15 protein-coding genes and 1 pseudogene are annotated in these 19,320 nt (G+C 70.6%); 8 read left to right on the forward strand and 8 right to left on the reverse strand.

Annotation, left to right across the window (positions count from 1 at the left end; genetic code table 11):
• Nucleotides 1–53 precede the first annotated feature (53 nt).
• Together LXT23_RS04645 and LXT23_RS04650 are read left to right on the forward strand one after the other, a co-directional pair.
• The gene (locus LXT23_RS04645; protein WP_253978841.1) at nt 54–1,259 is read left to right on the forward strand and encodes a GNAT family N-acetyltransferase; all 1,206 of its coding nucleotides are present in this window, start codon (nt 54–56) and stop codon (nt 1,257–1,259) included.
• An 87-nt stretch (nt 1,260–1,346) separates the two neighbouring features.
• Nucleotides 1,347–2,033, forward strand: a complete 687-nt coding sequence (locus tag LXT23_RS04650; RefSeq protein ID WP_253978842.1) for a suppressor of fused domain protein — start codon at nt 1,347–1,349, stop codon at nt 2,031–2,033.
• Here LXT23_RS04650 and LXT23_RS04655 read toward each other — a convergent pair whose 3' ends face one another.
• A complete protein-coding gene (locus LXT23_RS04655) occupies nt 2,034–4,058 on the reverse strand; it encodes a hybrid sensor histidine kinase/response regulator (protein WP_253978843.1) in 2,025 nt (674 codons plus the stop codon).
• Nucleotides 4,059–4,284: 226 nt separating this feature from the next.
• Between LXT23_RS04655 and LXT23_RS04660 the strand changes: the two genes are divergently transcribed.
• On the forward strand, nt 4,285–5,361 hold the full coding sequence (locus tag LXT23_RS04660; protein ID WP_253978844.1) for a dipeptide epimerase: 1,077 nt from the start codon (nt 4,285–4,287) through the stop codon (nt 5,359–5,361).
• Between the two features lie 50 nt (nt 5,362–5,411).
• Here LXT23_RS04660 and LXT23_RS04665 read toward each other — a convergent pair whose 3' ends face one another.
• From LXT23_RS04665 to LXT23_RS04685, 5 genes are read right to left on the reverse strand one after another with little or no spacing between them, the layout of a single operon-like run.
• The gene (locus tag LXT23_RS04665; protein WP_253978845.1) at nt 5,412–6,680 is read right to left on the reverse strand and encodes a HEAT repeat domain-containing protein; all 1,269 of its coding nucleotides are present in this window, start codon (nt 6,678–6,680) and stop codon (nt 5,412–5,414) included.
• Nucleotides 6,681–6,689: 9 nt separating this feature from the next.
• Nucleotides 6,690–7,415: an SMI1/KNR4 family protein gene (locus tag LXT23_RS04670; RefSeq protein ID WP_253978846.1), complete on the reverse strand. Its 726-nt coding sequence runs from the start codon at nt 7,413–7,415 to the stop codon at nt 6,690–6,692.
• Between the two features lie 11 nt (nt 7,416–7,426).
• Complete coding sequence (locus LXT23_RS04675) at nt 7,427–8,527, reverse strand: DUF4150 domain-containing protein (RefSeq protein WP_253978847.1); 1,101 nt, start codon at nt 8,525–8,527, stop codon at nt 7,427–7,429.
• The gene (locus tag LXT23_RS04680; RefSeq protein WP_253978848.1) at nt 8,524–9,585 is read right to left on the reverse strand and encodes a 3-oxoacyl-ACP synthase; all 1,062 of its coding nucleotides are present in this window, start codon (nt 9,583–9,585) and stop codon (nt 8,524–8,526) included. Before LXT23_RS04680 ends, LXT23_RS04675 begins: the two co-directional genes overlap by 4 nt.
• Nucleotides 9,582–10,655 (reverse strand): DUF2169 family type VI secretion system accessory protein, encoded by a 1,074-nt coding sequence (locus tag LXT23_RS04685; protein ID WP_253978849.1) that lies wholly within the window; start codon nt 10,653–10,655, stop codon nt 9,582–9,584. Before LXT23_RS04685 ends, LXT23_RS04680 begins: the two co-directional genes overlap by 4 nt.
• A gap of 131 nt (nt 10,656–10,786) precedes the next feature.
• Between LXT23_RS04685 and LXT23_RS04690 the strand changes: the two genes are divergently transcribed.
• From LXT23_RS04690 to LXT23_RS04705, 5 genes are all read left to right on the forward strand, one after another.
• On the forward strand, nt 10,787–11,443 hold the full coding sequence (locus tag LXT23_RS04690; RefSeq protein WP_253978850.1) for an HYR domain-containing protein: 657 nt from the start codon (nt 10,787–10,789) through the stop codon (nt 11,441–11,443).
• Nucleotides 11,444–11,966: 523 nt separating this feature from the next.
• Nucleotides 11,967–12,971, forward strand: coding sequence for an Ig-like domain-containing protein (locus LXT23_RS04695; RefSeq protein WP_253978851.1), 1,005 nt, complete (start codon nt 11,967–11,969; stop codon nt 12,969–12,971).
• 181 nt (nt 12,972–13,152) lie between these two features.
• Nucleotides 13,153–15,978 (forward strand): sigma-54-dependent transcriptional regulator, encoded by a 2,826-nt coding sequence (locus LXT23_RS04700; protein WP_253978852.1) that lies wholly within the window; start codon nt 13,153–13,155, stop codon nt 15,976–15,978.
• Between the two features lie 33 nt (nt 15,979–16,011).
• Nucleotides 16,012–16,146: a hypothetical protein gene (locus tag LXT23_RS49545; protein ID WP_256560501.1), complete on the forward strand. Its 135-nt coding sequence runs from the start codon at nt 16,012–16,014 to the stop codon at nt 16,144–16,146.
• Nucleotides 16,147–16,192: 46 nt separating this feature from the next.
• On the forward strand, nt 16,193–16,561 hold the full coding sequence (locus tag LXT23_RS04705) for a hypothetical protein (protein WP_253978853.1): 369 nt from the start codon (nt 16,193–16,195) through the stop codon (nt 16,559–16,561).
• A gap of 705 nt (nt 16,562–17,266) precedes the next feature.
• Here LXT23_RS04705 and LXT23_RS50600 read toward each other — a convergent pair.
• Together LXT23_RS50600 and LXT23_RS04710 are read right to left on the reverse strand one after the other, a co-directional pair.
• Nucleotides 17,267–17,686: pseudogene (locus LXT23_RS50600) on the reverse strand (helix-turn-helix domain-containing protein); the annotation flags it as partial.
• A 324-nt stretch (nt 17,687–18,010) separates the two neighbouring features.
• Nucleotides 18,011–19,201: a S41 family peptidase gene (locus tag LXT23_RS04710; protein WP_253978854.1), complete on the reverse strand. Its 1,191-nt coding sequence runs from the start codon at nt 19,199–19,201 to the stop codon at nt 18,011–18,013.
• Between the last annotated feature and the right edge of the window lie 119 nt (nt 19,202–19,320).

A 19,320-nucleotide genomic window follows, 5' to 3' on the forward strand; every position in this document is an offset into this window, starting at 1 on the left:
AGCAGGCAAGCAACCAGCGGCAAGCGCGCGAGGGGCGCGTTAGATGTGCCCCCGTGCCCGCTGACACCCCGCTCCGCCTCCGCCTCCGCATCCTCGAAGCAGTGACAGACGTCCCGGCCGCCGCCTGGGACGCGCTCTGTGGCCCCGATGCGCCGCCCTTCATCCGCCACGCCTGGCTGGAGGCCATGGAGGAGAGCGGCAGCGCCACCGAGGAAACTGGCTGGGCCCCGCACCACCTGACGCTCTGGCGCGGCCAGAAGCTCGTCGCGGCCGCGCCCGCCTATCGCAAGTTCCACAGCATGGGCGAGTACATCTACGACTTCGGCTGGGCCGACGCCGCTGCCCGCCTGGGCGTCGAGTACTACCCGAAGCTCGTCGTCGGCGGCCCCCTCTCCCCCGCCACCGTCCCCCGCTTCCTCATCGCCGCCGGCGAGGACGTCACCGCCCTGCGCCGCGCGCTGCTCACCGCCGCCACCGAGAGCGCCCGCGAGTCCGGCTGCTCCTCCGTCCACGTCCTCTACCCCACCGGCGAAGAGGCGGACTTCCTCGAGGCCGAGGGCCTGGCCCGCCGCATCACCCTCCAGTTCCACTGGAAGAACCCGGGCTACCAGAGCTACGACGACTACCTCTCCCGGTTCGACTCCAAGCGCCGCAACCAGCTCAAGCGCGAGCGCGGCGCCGCCGCCCCCCAGGGCATCTCCCTGCACACCGTGCGCGGCGCCGAGCTCACCCCGGCCCACGCGAAGCGCGCCTACGGCTTCTACACCTCCACCTGCGAGCGCCACGCCTGGGGCCAGATTCAGCTCACCCCCGACTTCTTCGCCCGCGTCTTCAAGCACCTGCCGGACGCGGTGGAGATGGTGGAAGCCTCCCGTGGCGGCAAAATCATTGCCGGCGCCTTCAACCTCGCCACCCGCGAGCGGCTCTATGGCCGCTACTGGGGCGCCTTCGAGGAGCACCCCTTCCTCCACTTCCACGTCTGCCTGTACCACTCGGTGGAGGACTGCATCCGCGCCGGCCGCAAGGTCTTCGAGCCCGGCGCCGGCGGCGAGCACAAGGTCTCCCGCGGCTTCGAGCCCACCGCCGTCCACAGCGCCCACCTCCTCTTCGACCCCACCCTGGACGGCGCCGTGCGGGGCTTCCTCCGCCGCGAGCACTCCCGGCTGGCCCCGGCCGTGGAGGAGGCCGAGCGCATCTGCGGCCTGAAGCCCTGGCCCCTGGCCGCCCGCCCGGCCTCCGGGGGGGCTACCGGTACCTGAACACCCGCGCCGGACTGTCAGCCCGAAGGGGGTCCCCCCCTTTCTTGAAGTTGTGAAACCGGGGTGAGCCCGTAGAGTGTCCTCGCTATGAAAGCCCCGGAGACGACTGAAGACTTCATCCAATGGTACGAGGACTGCTGGGCGGACCGTGATGAGGTCGAGTACCCCAAGATGTTCGGCGCCATCGACGAAGGCGTCTTCACGCTCGACCAGACGGACGCCATTCAAGCGTGGATGGAGAGTGAGCTGGCGCAGGTGCAGGAGCCGGACCCGAACTGGGAACCGATGGGCGTGCGCGTGGCGCCGCCGAGCAAGGACTACCCGTACTGGACCTATGTCACCAGCGGCCTGTCCAACCCCTTCACCGTGGCGCCCGGCGAGGAGTTCCCGGACGACGCGCCCAGCGGGCTGGGCTACGAGATGGTCATCCACACGCCCGAGGAGGCGAAGTGGCCGGTGTTCCGCCTGCTGGACATGATGGCCTACAACCTCGTGTGCCTGCGCGCCTTCGCCATGGGCCACCGCTACCCGGTGGAGGGCTCGCTGGACGGCGGTGAGTCCAAGCTGGGCGGCTTCGTGTTCGTCAGGGACCCGTCCCGCCCGGACCACTTCGTGCTGCCCAGCGGCAAGGTGCAGCTGATTACGCTGGTGGGCGCCACGAAGAACGAGATGGCCTTCGCCCGCTCCAACGGCATGGACAAGCTGATGGCGAAGCTGGTGGCGGCCGGCAGCGGCTACATCACCCTGCCCGAGCGGGACGAAGTGAAGCTGTAGTCACTCCCCTTCCGCCGCGCGCGCCGCGGGCCTCACGGCTCCGGCGCGTGGCGGCGCGCCCTCCACCAGCGCGCGCAGGGTGCCCGGCTCGAAGGGCTTCTCGATTCGCGGCAGCGGCACCGTCTGGAGGAAGGAGCGGGCGCGCTCGGTGAAGCTGCCGCCCGTCATGAAGACGAAGCGGTGCAGCAGCTCCGGCTGGCAGCGGGCCAGCTCCGCGTGCACGTCCATCCCCGTCAAATCCCCCATCATCAAGTCGCAGAAGATGAGGTCGAAGGCGTCGTCGCGCGCCAGCAACTCCAGCGCCTCGCGCCCGCTGTGCACCAGCACCACGTCATGCCGCCCGCCGAGGATGCGGCGCATGACGGAGGCCAGCTGCGGCTCGTCGTCCACCACCAGCACCCGCTTGCGCTCGGCCGCGTCCTCCGCCGTCCCCGGGTCCACGGCCAGGGCCACCTCGTGCGTGGTGGGCAGCCGCACGTGGAAGGTGCTGCCGCCGCCGGGGGTGCTGATGGCCGTCAGCTCTCCGCGCATGCTGCGCACCAGCCCCAGCGCGGTGGACAGGCCCAGCCCCGCGCCGGTGCCCACCGGGCGCGTGGTGAAGAACGGCTCGAAGGCGCGCTCCAGCACCTCCGGCGCCATGCCGTGGCCGGTGTCCGTCACCTCCACCACCACCCACGGGCCCTCGCTGCGCGTGGTGAGGATGACGCGGTGGTGGACGGCGTCGCCTTCGGGGATGGCGTACGCGGCGTTGACGAGCAGCTGGAGGAACACCTGCCCCAGCCGCGCCTCGTGCGCCATGACGGTGGGCACGCTGCCGAAGTGGCGCTCCACCTGGGCGCGGTAGCGCAGCTGCGGCATGGCCATGGACAGGCCGAACTCCAGCGCCGCGTGCACGTCCACCGGGGACAGGTGCGGCTCGTCCGCGCGGGCGAACGTCTGCAAGTCCCTCACGGTGACGCGGATGCGCTCGGCCCCCTCCTTCGCCTCCTGCAGCGCCTCCAGCGCGTCCTGTAGCGCCGCGGTGTCCCCGGGCTTGTGCAGGGCGTGCTCCAGCTGCTCCAGCGCGAACTGGAGGTTGCCGGTGACATAGGACAGCGGGTTGTTGATTTCGTGGCCCACGCCGGCCGCGAGCTGCCCGGCCATGGCCAGCTTCTCCGACTGCACCAGCCGCTCGCGCGCGTCCACCAGCGCCTGGGTGCGCTCGCGCACGAGGGCCTCGGCCTCCAGGCGGCCGGAGTGCTCGCGGGCCAGCAGCATGTCGCGCTCGGCCTCCACGCGCTTCTTGTCGGTGATGTCGGTGCCGAAGACGGACAGGTTGCCGTTGGCGCACCAGGCGTGCACCTCGTGCCAGCGGCCCGGGGCGATGCGCACCTCGAACGTCGTCGCCGCGCCGTCGGTGGCCACGCGGCGCAGCTCGCGCTCGAAGCGGGTGCCCAGCAGCTCCGGACAGGCCTCCCACAGCACGCGGCGGAAGAGCTGCTCCGGCGAGCGCCCGCTGATGGCGGCGGCCTGGTGGTTGACGTAGGTGACGCGCCAGTCCGCGTCCAGGGTGAAGAAGGCGTCCGGGGTGCCCTCCAGCACGTCGCGCACCCAGGCCAGCGTGTCGCGCACGCCCTCCTCCACGCGCAGGGCGCTGGTGACGTCGCGCAGGCGCAAGAGCACCCCGTCGCGCAGCGGCACCGCCGTGCCCTGCAGCCACGCTTCACCTTCCGGGAAGCTGTCCGCCGTGGGCCGGCCCGTCTCCACCACCTGCCGCAGCACGTCCACCCGGCCGCCCAGCCCGGCGTCCGGCGACATCTCCGTCAGCCTCCGCCCGCGCAGGCCCTCCGGCGTCCGGCCCAGTGCGTGCGCGGCGGCGGGGTTGGCCCACAGCCACTCGAAGTCGGTGATGGTGCCGGCGGCGTCGCGCACGGCGCGCAGCACCATGCAGCCCTCGGGCTGGTGGCGCTCCGCCTCCTCGAGTGCCGCGAGCAGGGTGTCCGCTCCCGGAGCAGGGGCCATCTGGGATGAGTCCGTCACCGACATTCGCCGCCCGCTCCGGGCCTCCGCGCGGCCTGGAGGCCTTCCCGCCGTCAGTCCCGGGGAGTCTCGGGCCCGCGGCGGGGGCCGTATGTCGCCATGAACGCGCGGCATTCTCAAGCCATGGGCGCGGGGGATGGGTCCCACACTACCTGTCAGGTGTGTGCACGGCCCCGGAGAGGAGATTCCCGGCCGGAGCCCGCACAGCACGGATTAGGGTGGGAGCCCCGCCATGACGCCCACGCTCATCGCCGCCGTCGCCTTCGAGCCGCTGCACCTGCCCCTCACGGAGCCCTTCGCCATCGCCACGGGCGCGCAGCATGTCGCGGAGAACGTGCTGGTGCGAGTCACGCTGACGGACGGCACGGTGGGCCTGGGCGAGGCGGCGCCCTTCACCGCCGTCAGCGGCGAGACGCAGGGCAGCACGCTGGCGGCGCTGGAGTCGGTGCGCGCGGGGCTGCTGGGGAAGGACGCGCGCGCGTGGCGCCCGGTGTCGGAGTGGCTGGGAGACGCGCTGGCGCTGGCGCCGTCGGCCCGGTGCGCGGTGGAGACGGCGCTGCTGGACGCGCTGGCGCGGCACCACCGCGTCCCGCTGTACGTGCTGCTGGGCGGCGCGGGGACGGAGCTGGAAATCGACATGACGGTGACGGCGGGCGACGTGCCGCACGCGCGCGAGTCCGCGAAGGCCATCCTCGCGCGAGGCATCTCCACGCTGAAGGTGAAGGTGGGGGCGCTGTCGCCAGGCGAGGACGCGGCGCGGATGCTGGCCATCCACGAGGTGGCGCCCCGGGCGCGGCTCTTCGCGGATGCGAACGGGGGCTACGACGTGGCGGAGTCGCTGGCCTTCCTGAAGGAGCTGGAGCGGGCGGGTGTGCCGCTGGCGCTGCTGGAGCAGCCGGTGCCGGCGGCGGACGTGGCGGGGATGGCGGAGGTGGCCAGGCGCTCGAAGGTGCCGGTGTGCGCGGACGAGTCGGCGCGCTCGGCGAAGGACGTGCTGCGGCTCATCCGCGAGGGCGCGGCGCACGCCATCAACATCAAGACGATGAAGTGCGGCGTGGTGGAAGCGCTGACGATGTGGAGCCTGGCGCGCGCGGCGGGCATGGAGCTGATGGTGGGCGGCATGGTGGAGAGCGTGCTGGCCATGAGCGCATCCGCGCACCTGGCCGCGGGCCTGGGCGGCTTCACCTACGCGGACCTGGACACGCCGCTGTTCATCGCGAAGCACCCGTTCCGCGGCGGCATCCGCTACGACGGCGCGCGGCTGGACTTCGACCCGGACGCACCGGGGCACGGCGTCACGCTGGGCTGAGGCGCAGAGGCGCGCTTTCCGGGCCCTGTCGCTTCACGCTGCGGCGCGCACTAGCGAAGCCGCTGCTGCAAGTGCTCACGGCGGTTTCCAAGCCCGGCGATTACCGCCCGCTGGCGTGCGATGGGCCAGTCCGGCTCGAAGTCCAATCGCTGGCCGGAACGCAGCGTGAATTCCAGACCTGCCCGCGTGCGCACCACCAGGGAGCTACGAGGCTCCGCGAGCTCCTCGACGATGCTCCACATGACCAGGGGCTTGCCCGCACGATATCGGCCGGAGCCGAAGCGACCCTGGTGCAGCCCCCACCATCGGTTCCATTCGACAGGGTCAATGCTGGGCATCTCCATCTCGGTCGCTGGCTCGTCTTCATCATCGGGAGCCGGCACGCTCACCTTCCGGGTGAGTCCTGCTCCCGTGATGAGCTGAAGCGCGGATGCCGCCGCCTGAGCGACTGACTCGCCATCCGACAGATGCTCGATGAGCTGCGGAATCGAGCCACCGTTGCCGACAATCCCCATGGCCGCCAGCGCGGGCGCGGTCGACGCTGCGACGGTGCTGAGCCGCAGCAGCACGGGGAGCCCATGTTCCCCCCCCGCCATGGCGAAGAGCTCGATGAAAGCAGCAGGTGCGCCCCCCTGCTCGCACACACCACGGCACAGCTCGAATGCGTGGCGAGACCCGAGCAGCAGTGCGGCCTGGAACTGCAGCAGAGCGAGCTCGGATGGCACATGCAGCATCCGTTCGAGCGTCGGCAAGACGGGCTGGTGCGCACACTTCGCGAGAGAGAGTGCCGCGGCACTTCGCACCTCCATGGCGGCGTCATCGAGCAGTGGCACGAGCGCAGGTCCCTCCTTATCTCGCCTCCTTCCCAGTGCCCGGGCTGCCGCCGCGCGGACCTCAGGCCTGTCATTGAGCAGCACGCGTGTCAGGAACGCGGGGATGCCTGGGTGGTCCGCCAGGACCAGGGCACCCTCCCAGCTCGAGAGGAACTCGGGCCACTCCTCTTTGGGTGCAGGGAGTGCATCCGGGGCGAGGGCCTCTGGCGCCAGAGAAGCAAGAGAGAACAAGGCGGCGGGAATCAGGCTGACATCACCTCCCGAGAGCGCCTCGGATGCGATGGAGACCGCGACCGGCCCCCCTGCCCGCATCGCCTCCAGATGGCCTTCGATGCGAGTCTCGACGGATTCCGCGTCACGCCAGGAGAGTGCCGGCTCACGCAGGCGCCTTTGCCGCTGCCCCAACAGGAATTCGAGTTCGGAGAGGTGCTCTTCCTGGAACCCACGGAGGAAATCAGCAGCAGAGGGATGAGCGAGCAGATTCAAGGTGGAGACCTAGACGAGCGGCAAGCTGTCCCGAAGGATTTCACTGAGCCGTGCGAGCTCGGCCTTGTCAGCGGCTGCGGCCTCGATGAAGGGGCCTCCCCTGGGGCTGACCTCACAGAAGATGGCCGCATCCCCTCGCTCGAGCAGCAGGCAGTGCCGTGAAGACTGGGGGACCTTCTGGAACCCGAGCCGGGTCGCGACCTGCTCCAGAAGCTGGGGCAATGCGGCTCCGGGTTGTTTCATGCTCGTAAGCTTGGCCGACGAGAGGAGCAAGCCCGTACGCGCCGGGAATGTTGGCAACCACTTGTACAGGCAGGCGAGTGCCAACAGCAGTTCATGGAACGACAGGGCCCAGCGAGAGACGGTCTTCTGGGTCAGGTCCCCGAAGCTCTCGAACCGGACCACGCCGAAGTCCGGACCCGAGGCCCATTCGAGATCGAGATAGAAGTCGAAGTATGGATCCTGCTCCTCCACCGCGACCAGCTGGTATCGGGCAGGAGGCCGGTCCTCGTCCTCGTACACCCCGGAAATCCGCTCGATGTCGAAGCTGACACGAGGAACCTGGAAATCGCCCATCCCCTTCCCCATCCGTCGCAGGAAGTCTCGGTACACAGGGGGCAATGACCGTCCCACCAACGCTTCGAGCCGGGCAATCTCCTCGTCGGACGCTCCCTGGAGCTTCGAGGAGAACGCAGGGTCGAACCGCTCGATGAATGCGATGAGCGCGTCGGTCATGACTTCGGGTCTCATGAGCAGGGGTCCTGATTCGAGCAGAGCATGGGGGTGAGCTGGATCTGACAGGTCGCGCACGAGGGCACGGTCTGCCCGTGAGTGAACTTCTCCATGACCTGGTTCGTTTCTCCTTCCACGGTTCTTTGAAAGGTGACCTCCACCTCGCTCGCTGCGTTCTTCCGCTTCCCGGTCCGGGTCTCTGGCGGGAAGTAGAAGATCTCCGTCATTTCGCCCGGACGATGTCCCGCCTTCTGCGCATCCTGGAGCAGCTTGGGGGCCGCGCACATGCCGGGAGCGTTCGAGCGTGCGCCGATCCGGCTGGCATCGGTGAAGAACGCCGCGCTGTTCGGGATGAGGCCGTTGCCATTGCGCATCTGACTGAGATCCACGTTGCCGCAGAGCGTCCAGCGACTGTCTTCCTTCTTCAACTTGTCGACCGCCTCGGCGAAGCCTGGGAGGACCTCTTGCCCGGACATGGCCACGAAGAGCTTCTGGCCGCACTTGCATGAGAGCACGCCGATCATGTAGCCGCCGCGAGCTTTGATTATCTGGAGGTGTTGTTGCTTGGCTCGCACCTCCTCCATCTTCGCGAGCAGCATCATGCCGAGCGCGAGCGAGCTCGGCGTTTCGAGGATTCGATGCGTTGCCTTGTCCTCATCGCAGAGCGGACAGACATTCGAGCCCTCCACGGGGTCGTCACCGTAGGCGAAGCCCGTGCCTCCCATCTGGATGAAGGCCGAGTTGAACGTGTTGCCGTTGTGCTGGGTTGCATCAAGGAAGCGGACGACTCCTTTCCCTTCGAACTTCACGTCCAGACTGAAGCTGCCCCATGTCATCTTCCCCTTGTTCTTCGAGGAGATGAGCCCACCCGCCGATCCCGGCTCGTCCCCCGAGCTGGTGCTCAGGTTCGAGTCCTTGAGTGCCACGGCGTTGCCGGCAATCTGAACCGACGTGCTGCCCTGAGCAAGGTTGCTGTCCTGCGCCACGTTCACGTAGGGCACTGGCACGGGCCCGGCGGGGGAAGGCGTCTTGCACACGTCCGGCACCGCGCAGGTGTTCGTCTGCCCGTCACCTTTGTGCGCGATGGAGCGACCATTCGCGAAAACCTTGCTCATTTGTCCACCTCGACGACGCACGTACCAATCTGACCGTCATCCGCGCCAGCGTAGACCAAGGCCCGTGCCGGAGCTCTGCGTGTCCGCGCCAACCGGGACATCCTGTGAAGAGCGCTCCCGAGCTGAATGGCCCCAGCACTCGCCCCCACGTCGCCCAGAGTCTCGGCCACGAGGCTCACGGTGAGCGGCTCTGGCATGAGCGCCGCATTGCGGAGATAGGCGAGGTTGAACTCGTGCGCCCAGAAAGCCTCGCCCGTCTGGCCCACCATGACATGGTCCACCCGCTGTGAGCCCGCCACGGGGTGAAGCCGGAGCCTGCGAAAGGCCTCGGTCAGCCCCGCGCCCAGGCAGGGCTCGCGCTGGTTGAAATGCCGGGGCTCCCGAGTCAGCGCATGGGAAAGCACCCGGCCCAATACCGGGCTCTTCCTGCCCATCCGGCTCGCAAGGGACAGCAGCAGGAAGCCAGCCCCTTCTCCCGGAAGAACGCCTTCGCGCCCTGCCGTCAGCACTCGTCCGCGATTGCGCAGCCACTCCAGCGAGCTCCGATCCACAACCGAGTCCACGGCACCGACCAGCACCTGCGTCACGCGTTGGGACCGCAATTGCTCCGCTGCGCGAGCGAGCGCGTGGAAGAAACCCGCACGGCCTTCTCGTGACGGCGGCTCGAGCATCAACTCCACCCGAGCGGGCATCCGCGTCCGGGCAAGCACATCCATGAGCCGCGCCTCATCCAACAAGGCTCCGCTCTCCGGGGAGGGTAGCGCGAGCAGCAGCGGGAGCCGCTCGCCCATCGGAACGGTTGCAGTCTGGATGCAGTCCTGGAGCGCGGTTGCCGCGAGCGAGACCATCCGCTCCGTTCGGGTGGAGCCAGACCCAAGCAAGGCGAGCCGAGAGGCCCGGAGCAGCTCGCCGTCGAAGTCCGTCACCTCTGTTTGTACGAATCGAACCGTGCCGGCGAACATCTCCGCCTGTGTTGCCCGGGCGGTCAGACCGAGTGGGGTACAGAGCCCAAGGCCCGTAATCGCGAGTTCGCTCTCGGAAGAGGTCCCGACACTCATGACGTGACCTCCTCCCAGGGCTCAAGCTCACGCACCACGCTGCGGACGTGCTCCTGAAGCTCCCGATGCGCGGGGACGGCGGAACGCCATACGAGCGTGAGGGTTCGCTCATCCGTGTCAAGGTGGACCGCGTCGAGTACCATCAAACGTCGAACGACACGGCGGCGGAATACCACCTTCAAGGCCAGCCGATGGCACGGCAGGGGGAAGGCAATCCGCCCATCAGGAGAGAATCCCGAGAGCACGACATCCTCCCCACCTCTCAACCATGTTGGGGAAACCAGCCCCGGCGCTGCGGCATTGAAGAAACGTACATCGAAGTCGAGCGGCCACAGGGGCGCACGTTCGTCGACCCAGGCCTGGCCATAGGTGCCACCAAACCCCAAACGCGGCTGCCACCCTCGAGCAATGGGCCCGAATCCGGCGGGCATGACCCGGTCTGTGGGCGAGGAGAGCAAGCGAGACGGCTCCTCCAGGTTGGGGAGTGGCTGATCCAAAGCATCGCGAGTCGACCGGTAGTAGCCACGCCCCACGGGATTACGCGCCTCGTACCTGGCGGGCTCCCCCTCGGGGGCCGTGGCCGCGCCTCCGAAGCTCCGCTCGTAGACGAGTGGCATCGACTCGAAAGGCCGGGGTTCGGATGCACGCCCTCCCACGAGCCCACGAGCCCAGACTCGATCTCCAAAGACCCTCACCCCTTTCTGACAGGGGCCCACGCGTGCCGCCGCGAGCACCTCCTTCACGGGACGCCCCCGAGGAGCCCAGGCATGCCCGGAGATGTAGATGTCGGTTCCCTGGCGGATGTAGGCATTCTGCCCCTCGACCCGGAGGCTCGATTTCCCCGGCTCGCCCCAATACGCATCCGAGGTCGGCGGCGGGAGTTGCTCGTCGGTCCGCAACGGGGCCTGCGAGAACGATTGGCCTCCCGCAGGCAGGGCAAAGCGACCGGCCACGCAGACGACCAGAAGTTCCCGGCCGTCTTTGTCCATGGAAACCAGGTCGACGGCCCCGAACCGGGTGAGAATCTCTAGGTTTGGCATGAGGAGCAGCGAGCGCGCCTCGACAGACATCCAAGGCCCCTGTCAGCGGCATCAGTCTACCACCCGCGGCAGACGCCGCCCCAAGCCCGATGCGTTCTCGGGTGTGAGCGATAGTGAGCTCCCGCATCCGTTGGAGCACCGAGCCCTCGGCGAGCTGTGCGTTGCCGGCAGACGCAGACTTCACCAGCGTCATCCACACCAAGGGTGTCGCGCGGCCATGGCGGGTGATGGGGCTTGCCACGAGCGACTCCTTGTCGTCCTTCTCGAAGTCCGTCCAGTCCAGGGCGCTCACACCGGCGACGAAGAGCATCCAGATGTCGAAGCCCTCGGCGGACAACGCGTCCTCCTGCACCTTCTCTGTCACGGTGCGGGACACCACGCCGCCCTCCGTCACCTGCCCCGCGGATGTGGCCGTCAAGTCGTTGGAGGCCGAGGGTGCCGCCGTCACCTTCACGCCCGCGACGGCCAGCGACGGCGTGACGACCTCGCCGCGGCTGACCTACAGCCACGCTTCCGGTAGCGTCTTCCCGCAGGGCACCACACCCGTGACGGCCACCGCCCGGGACGAGGCGGGACTCACCGCTGAGCGCACCTTCCAGGTGACCGTGCGGCGCCCCACCACCGTACCGGTGCCGGATGAGCCCATCGGCTTCGGGTGCTCCTCGGGCGGCTTGGGCAATGTCGGCGGCGGCGCGTGGCTCCTGCTGATGGGGAGCGTCCTCTTCCTCCAGCAGTGCACGCTCCGTGCGTGGGTGGTGCGTGGCGCCTGCGCCTGGGAGGCAGCCTCCACCCGCCGCGCATCCGCTGCATATGAGTGAGCCCACGGGCTTCGGCGGCCATGGGATGCAAGGCCGCGCGCTGTTCGTCTGCGGCTGGGCGGCGATGTCGCTTCCCCACGTGCAGTCGCTTCTGGACGCGGGGCCGGGACACGCGGCCGCGGGAGCAGCAGTGGCGCTCGCCGCAGGCGTGGGGCCGGGGCGCGTGGCGTACCGGACGGACGAGAGCGTCGGCTGCCTCTTCGGCCTCCTGGCCGGCGGTGGCATGTGGCTGGGCTGGCCCCTGGGAGAAGCCTGGGCCGGCACCCGGGTGGGTGGGCACTTGGGGCGCGCTCACGGGGGGCGCGCTCCTTCCGGTGCTGCTGGCACTGGGTCACACCTTCGTTCGACGCTGGAGGGAGCGCGCCGGCGCGGAGTGAGCCGCCCCATGGCCGGGCCCACACGAAAACTTCGTTGGCATCACCCGAGGAGGGCCGCGACGGAGCGTCACCGCCATCTTCGATACACCTGTCACACGAGACACTGTTCTAGGGTCACCGGCTCCCCACCCCCAGGAAACCCGGTCATGCCCCTTCGGATACAGCCGTGGCTCGCGTCGCTCCTCCTCGTCGTCACCGCCCTCATGGGTTCCGCCTGTGGCGACGACAACGAGCCGATGCCCCCGGCCAACAAGCCCCCTTCGCTCACCGGCCCCACCGTGTCTGACGCGCAGGCAGCCCCTGGCGACGTCCTCACCCTGACGCTCGCTGCCACGGACCCGGAGGGTGACACGCTCAGCTACGCCTGGGCCCAGGCTCCGGCGTCGCCCGCGGGTACCTTCAGCAGCACCACCGTCGCGAGCCCCACGTGGACGGCTCCGGCCACCGGCGGCACCTTCACGCTGCAAGTCACCGTCTCCGACGGCAAGGGCGGCAGCGTGCAGGGCTCCGTCGACGTGAACGTGCAGCAGCAGCAGCAGCAGAACCGGCCGCCCACGGTGGCCGCCACCATCACCGCGCCGGCCTCGCTGCTCGCGGGCACCACCGGCACCTTCTCGATTACGGCGAGCGACGCGGATGGCGATGCCCTCACCTACGCCTGGGAGCAGACGTCGCCCGCTACGCAGGGCACCTGGGTGGGCGCGCGCACCGGAAGCAGCGCGCAGTGGTACTCGCCCGCCGTGGGCACGCAGACGACCTTCACGGTGAGCGTGAGCGTCACGGATGGGCAGAGCGCCCCCGTGGTCCGGACGGTGACAGTCCCGGTGACGGTGCCGCGCTACACCGCGGACATCCAGCCGGTGTGGACCTCGACGCCCTGCACGGGCTGCCATGGTGCCAGCGGCGGCCTCAGCCTTGCGGCGGCCAGCAGCTACTCCAACCTGGTCAACGTCAACGCGAACAACGCCGCATGCAACACCCTCAAGCGGGTGACGCCGGGCGCGCCGGACGACTCGGTGCTGGTCCGGAAGCTGGAGGGCACGGCGTGTGGCAACCGGATGCCTCGCAACAACGCGACGTACTTCGACAACAACCCGGGCCTCATCGTCCGGGTGCGCTCGTGGATTCTCGCGGGCGCCGCCAACGACTGACCTCGGCGCGGCCGGGGGCGCACAGCGGACTCCAGCCGGTTCGCTCCACGACAGCCCGCCCACCCAGTGGCAGCGCGAGCAATGACCGCACTGCACCATTCCACTCCCGGTGCGCCGAGCCCGTGGCGCACCGGGTGGGTGTCTTGCTGACCCGGCACGCTTGGCGCGACGCTTCCGGGACATGCCCGTCTCTCCCGACGAAACACTCGCCTCACTGCTGCATCCCGAGCGACGTGAGGCCGCGCGCCGTCGCCGGCTGGCCGTCCTGGTGGCCTGTGCCCTGCCCCGCCCGGTGCCGCTGACCCTGCTGGTGGCGGAGCTTGGCGAGTCCTTCCAGGAGGGCGCCGAGCTCGCCTGCGAGGCGGGCCTGTGCATGCTGCGCCCCGGCGGCGAGCTGGCACCCGCGGGCCCGGCCACGCTGGACATGGCCATCAACCAGCTCGAGGTCCCCGAGGTGCGAGCCACCCTCGCACGCGTCGCGAAGCTGGCGTCCGCTCCCGACGAAGCGCTGCTGCTGACGCTGGCGGCGGAGCCGCTGGGCGAAGGGCTGCGCCACCTCGGAGCCGCAGAGGGGCGCACCGCGGGAATGGTGGAGGGCCTGCGCCATGCGCTGGAGTCCCCCCAGGAAGCACCTATGCCCTCGCCCTGGGACTTCCGCGCCTGGGGCGAGCAGGACCGCTGGGCCGGCGCGCTGCTGTCCGTGGCGGCACACGTGCTGATGCGAGTGGGCCGTCCGGAGTCGGGGCGCGCGCTGGTGGCCTGGGCGCTCGGGCCGGAAGGGCTCGCCGGGCGGGTGTCGCCTGCCCAGAACTTCCTGGCCCCCACGCACTTCCAGTTCCTCATCGACGCGGGACTCCGGGACGCGGGCATCGCCTACGCGCGCGAGGCCTGCCGCCACCTGTCCGCGCCCGAGGACACCTTCTCGCGGCTGATGCTCACGGTGCTGGACGGGCGCGTGACGATGGACGCGGGCGACGAGAAGCTCGCGCGCCGGCTCTTCACCACCGTGGAGCTGCAGGCCCGCGCCGCCGGGCTGGGGGACCTGGTGGGCCTGGCCAAGGTGGCCTTCGCCACGCTCGCCCGGCGCGCGGAGCAGAACACCGCCGCCATCCAGCTCGGCCTCGCGGCCCTGGAGCTGCTGCGCGGCGACGTGCCCTTCGAGTCGGTGGCGCTGCTCGGCCTGGGCCTCGCCTACGCGAAGGAGGGACGCCCGCTGGAGGCCCAGGCCGCCCTCACGCGCGCGCTGCCGGGGCTGGACATCCCCTTCCAGCAGCTGCGCGCATACCCGCAGGCCATCGCCGCGGACTGCTTCGTCGGAGACACCGCCGAGGCCGAGCGCAAGCTGGCGGAACTCACGTCGCTCGCGCAGGACACGGCCTCGGGGCGGCGGGCCATCGGCCTGGGCCGCGCCCACGTGCGGTGCGCGCGCGGTGAGTGGGAGGACGCGCTGGAGACGCTGGACGCCCTGACGGACGCGGAGGGCTCCGGGCGCGAGGAGCTGCACACCCTGCCCGCCGGCTGGCTGCGCGTGGAGGTGCTGCTCGCGCTGGGCCGGGCGAAGGAGGCGGCGCAGGTGCTGGACGCGCTGGCCCGGGGCCTCTACCTGCGCAACCGCTCCACCGAGCCCGCGCGGCTGCACCTGCTGGATGCTCGCGTGGCCCTGGCCAACGGCGACGCGGCCCGGGCGAGGCGGGCGCTCCGGCGCGCGGAGGCCTACCCCGAGCGCCTGCGCGCCCACGACTTCGCCCTGCGGGCCCGGATGCTGGCGCTCCAGCTCGCCGAGGAGGCCGGCAGCGAGGCCCAGCGCCGGCGCGCGCAGCAGGCCGCGCGAGACGAGTGGCGGCAGCTCGGAGGGCAGCTCCCGGCGGAGGCCCTGCACCGCTTCCGGCGCGCGTATGACCGGCCCCAGCTCCTGGCCCTCCTGGGCGAGGCGCCCGGGGAGGACGTCTCCGCGCCGGAGTACCTGCGTGGAGGCTCGCCCGCCTTCCGCGCCGTGCTGGACCAGCTGCGCCGGGTGGCGGGCTCCGACGCCAGCGTGCTGCTGTTCGGAGAGACAGGCGTGGGCAAGGAGCTGGCGGCGCGCGCCATCCATGACTTGTCCCGCCGTGCCAGTGGCCCCTTCGTGGGGGTGAACTGCGCCGCCATCAACGACGAGCTGCTGCTGTCGGACCTCTTCGGCCACGAGCGCGGCGCCTTCACCGGCGCCATGACGCGCCAGCGCGGGCGCTTCGAGCAGGCCCACGGCGGCACCCTCTTCCTGGACGAGGTCGCAGACATCAGCCCGCGAGGCCAGGCCGCCCTGCTGCGCGCGCTGCAGGAGCGCGCGTTCCAGCGCGTCGGCGGCACCGAGGAGGTGCGCGTGGACGTGCGCGTCGTCGCCGCCTCCAACCGGGACCTGGCGAAGGCGGTGCGCGCGGGCGAGTTCCGGCAGGACCTCTTCTTCCGGCTCAACGGCATCCAGGTGGAGCTGCCCCCGCTGCGAGAGCGCGACGGGGACGTGCTGCTGCTGGCCACCTGGTTCCTCCAGCAGGCGGCCCTGGAGCGCGGCGGCCCGCCCCGCTCCTTCACCGCCGAGGCCAAGCGCCTCCTGCGCTCCCACCCGTGGCCCGGCAACATCCGCGAGCTGCACAACACGGTGCGCGCGGCGGACGTCCTCTCGGACACGCCGGCCATCGGCGCCGCGGTCCTGGCGCCGCTGCTCCAGCGGGCGCTGGAGTGCGCCGAGCAGCGCCCCGTCTCCGCGGGGGTCACCGACCTCCACGGCCTGTTCCGCCAGCACGGCGGCTCGCTGAAGGACTTCCTCACGGAGGTGCAGCGCCAGTGCATTGCCCAGAGCCTGGTGGAGAACGGCGGCAACATCGTCGCCACCGCCTCCGCGCTGCGCATCTCCCGCTCGCGCCTCACCCAGCTGGTGCTGGGCAACGCGGAGCTGCGGCGGATGTCGGGCCGCGAGGCGGAAGCGCCTGCCGCCCGCGGCACTCCGGGCGCTCGTGCACGGCGCGCGTGAGCGGGGCTCCCCGAAGCCACCTGGGTGACGAGCGTGTCCGCGACGGCACCGACCATGCCGGGCAGCACGCTGACGTGGGACCCGGCGCACAAGCTCGCGTCGAGCCGGACGGCGATGACGAGCTGCCTCGCCAGCCTCTGGCAGCACCTGAGCCACCTGGCGCCGTGACACGGGGCGCAGGTGCGGGCCGCCCGGTTCGGAGTACGCTGCGGGCATGACCCTGGCAGTCTGCGTCCGTTGCGGCGAGTCGAAGGTGGGCGCGTTCACGCCCTGCGCCCGCTGTGGTCTCGACCCGGCCGCGCACGGCACGGACCGGGAGCTGCAGGCCAAGAGCCTGCTCCTCACGGACCGGTTCTTCCCGGGGGGCGAGCTGGAGTCCATCGGCAGGAAGCTTCGGGCCGGGGAGGCGGTGTCCTACGACGCCGTCCAGCTCGCCCAGGCGGTGGAGGAGCTGAAGACGCAGAAGCTGCCCGTCGTCTCGAAGGCGACGCCCGGGTGCTCCATTCTCGGGTGGGCCCTGGTGGGGCTGGTGATTGCGCTCGTCGTGGGCGTGCTGCTGATGTGGAGACTCAAGGGCCCCTGAGTCGAGGCGAGGAACCGTCGCTCGGGGTTCACGGTTCTCATTCGAAGCCGCCATCGGTGGAGTGACTGGAGTGCAAGACCATGCGTCTTCAATCGTGGCCCCCGCCCGGGTACTGCCCTCCATCGGCGCTTCGAAGGTTGTCGAATCCACGGTTGGAGCGCCTGGAGCGCGAGGCGCCGCATCGTCAACCGAGGTAGCCGCGGAACCGCTGTCGGGAGCGTCCTCCGAAGCCTCCCCGCCGTCTGGAGGCGGCATCCCGCCGGGCCCCCGGGGCGCCGACTCCTCCCTGGGCCCCAGCGCCCGCCAGAGCGCCTCCGCCGACGCGAGCACGTCCTCTTCCGTCACTGCGCCTTCCCACCTCATCGCCACCCGCCCCAGCTCCGCCAGCGCGCCCCACACCAGGCACGTCCTCGCCATCGTGGAACCCTGCTCCAGCGCTCCGTCACGCTCGCCCTGGCTGACGACTTCCCGGACCAGGTCTCGCACCCGCCAGCCTCGCTCGTCGTCCGGCCCCGCCTCCGGGTGGGCGTGCAGGAAGACAAAGCTGAAGACTCCGGGCGTCCGCAGTACGTAGTTGGCCAGTAGCCGCCAGAGGGCGAAGAAGCCCTCGCGGAAGCCCGCGCCCTCGTCCGTGCTGGCCATCTGGAACTCGTAGCGCGCATACCGGCACAGCTCGTCCTCGGAGAAGTCCCGAATGGCCAGCGCACAGCCGCGCTTGCTGCCGTAGCGCCGGTACAGCGAGCCCACCGACATGCGCATCACCCGCGCCAGCTCCGCGGCCGAGGTGTTCTCGTAGCCGCGCTGCGCCATCACCGCCGCCGCCTCCTCCATCCGCGTGGCCACGAACTGCTGGTACAGCTCCATGATCATCTGCCCACCCCCGGACCGACCCGCCCGCGGAAGGAACGTTCCTTCCGCCAGCACCTTCCTACCGGGTGGGGCTGACATGCCGACCGCGGACGACCGGGCAGGTCCGGGGGTGGCGCGGCACGCTGAGGCGGGCAGGTCGCGCCATGAGCCCACCCGGGTGTCAGGCCCTCCGGGCCCCGATACGCCAGGGGCCGCGTCATGAACCCACCCGGGTGTCAGGCCCTCCGGGCCCCGATACGCCAGGGGCCGCGTCATGAGCCCACCCGGGTGTCAGGCCCTCCGGGCCCCGATACGCCAGGGGCCGCGTCATGAGTCCACCCGGGTGTCAGGCTTCCGGGCCCCGATCCGCCAGGAGCCGCGTCATGAGCCCACCCAGGTGTCAGGCCCTCCGGGCCCCGGTCCACCAGGAGCCGCGTCATGAGCCCACCCAGGTGTCAGGCCCTCCGGGCCCCGGTCCACCAGGGACCGCGCCATGAGTCCACCCGGGTGTCAGGCCCTCCGGGACTCGTCTCTTCAGGGTCTCGCAACGAGCCTGCCCACGAGTCGGGCCCGGCAGTGCTCAGCGACATCCTGGATGAGTCACTTGCGGCCGACAGTGGAGGCCGCCACACCGAGCGCCCTGTCCAGCTGCGGGTCCTTCCCGGCCGCGTACGGCAGGGCGTCCGGCACCTCGACGTCCACGGGGACGCCCCTGCCTTCGAGGCGCACGCCATCCACCTCCACGTCGGACACGGCGAGGTAGAGCAGGTCGCCATTGGAGAGGCGCAAGGGCGTGCCCGCGAGCACGGCGCCGGCGGTGCGCTGGCCCACGAGCGTGGCGCGTCCGTGCTTCTTCAGGGCCTGGGCGACCATCTCCTTGCCGCTGCGGGAGTTGCCGTTGACGAGCAGCACCACGGGCTTGCGCCAGGTGGTGGCGCGGGTGCCGCGCTGGCCCTGGCGGTCGATGCTGGTGAAGAAGGGGACCAGCGGGTTGAAGAGGTGGAGGAAGTCGGTGTTGCAGCCGCCCCAGCCGTCGCGGAAGTCGATGACGAGGGCGTCGGCGGCCACGAAGGTATCCATGAGGGCTTCATGGAGGAGCTCCTGGTGCTCGGTGCCGGCGCACGAGTAGAGGTGCTGATAGGCGATGCGCCGGCCCGCGTGCTCGACGATGCGTGAGCTGGCACGCTGGACGTCGAGCCACTCGGCCTTGGGGTTCACCTTGCGAGGGGTGACGGTGAGGGTGATGGGCGCGGCCCCCCGGCTGCGCTCGACGGAGACGCGGGTGGGCCTGCCAGCGCGACCCTCGAAGGAGTCGAGCGGGCGGAAGGGCCTGCCCTCCACGGAGAGGACCCTGTCGCCCCGGAGCAGCCCGGCGCGGGAGGCGGGGCCGGCGGCGAAGACGTGGCGGACGAAGAAGCCCTCGGGAGTCTCGGCGAGGTCGGCGCCGATGCTGGTGTATTCGACGCGGGGGAGCTTGAGGAACTCCTGGAAGATGGCGGAGAGGGCGGTGTGGCCCACGGAGCCGCGAGGGTAGAGGACGGTGTGCGACGCGTTCAGCTCCGCGAGGGCGGCGTTGGTGCGGCGGGCAAAGTCCTGGGCATCCGTGGCGGCGGCGCCATGGCCCTGATGCTTCGCGGCCCAGGCCTCGCCCTTCTTCGCGTCGTAGAAGCGGGTGCGGACATGGCCCACCACCTCCTCGCCGGGCTTGAGGTACGGGGCCGGAGCAGCGGCATGGGCTCCGGTGGCGAGCAGTGCACAGGCCAGCACGACCACTGGGTGACAGGCATTCATCCTGGACCTCCCCCCTTCAAACTTCTTCATGGACACGGAGGCTGCTGCCCGTGAGCAGTCGAGGCTACCAGCGATGACCGACCCGAGCAGGGCCGGCAGCGGCTGGTTAAGGAAGAGGT

The sequence above is a fragment of the Pyxidicoccus xibeiensis genome, assembly GCF_024198175.1.
GTDB classification, from domain to species: domain Bacteria; phylum Myxococcota; class Myxococcia; order Myxococcales; family Myxococcaceae; genus Myxococcus; species Myxococcus xibeiensis.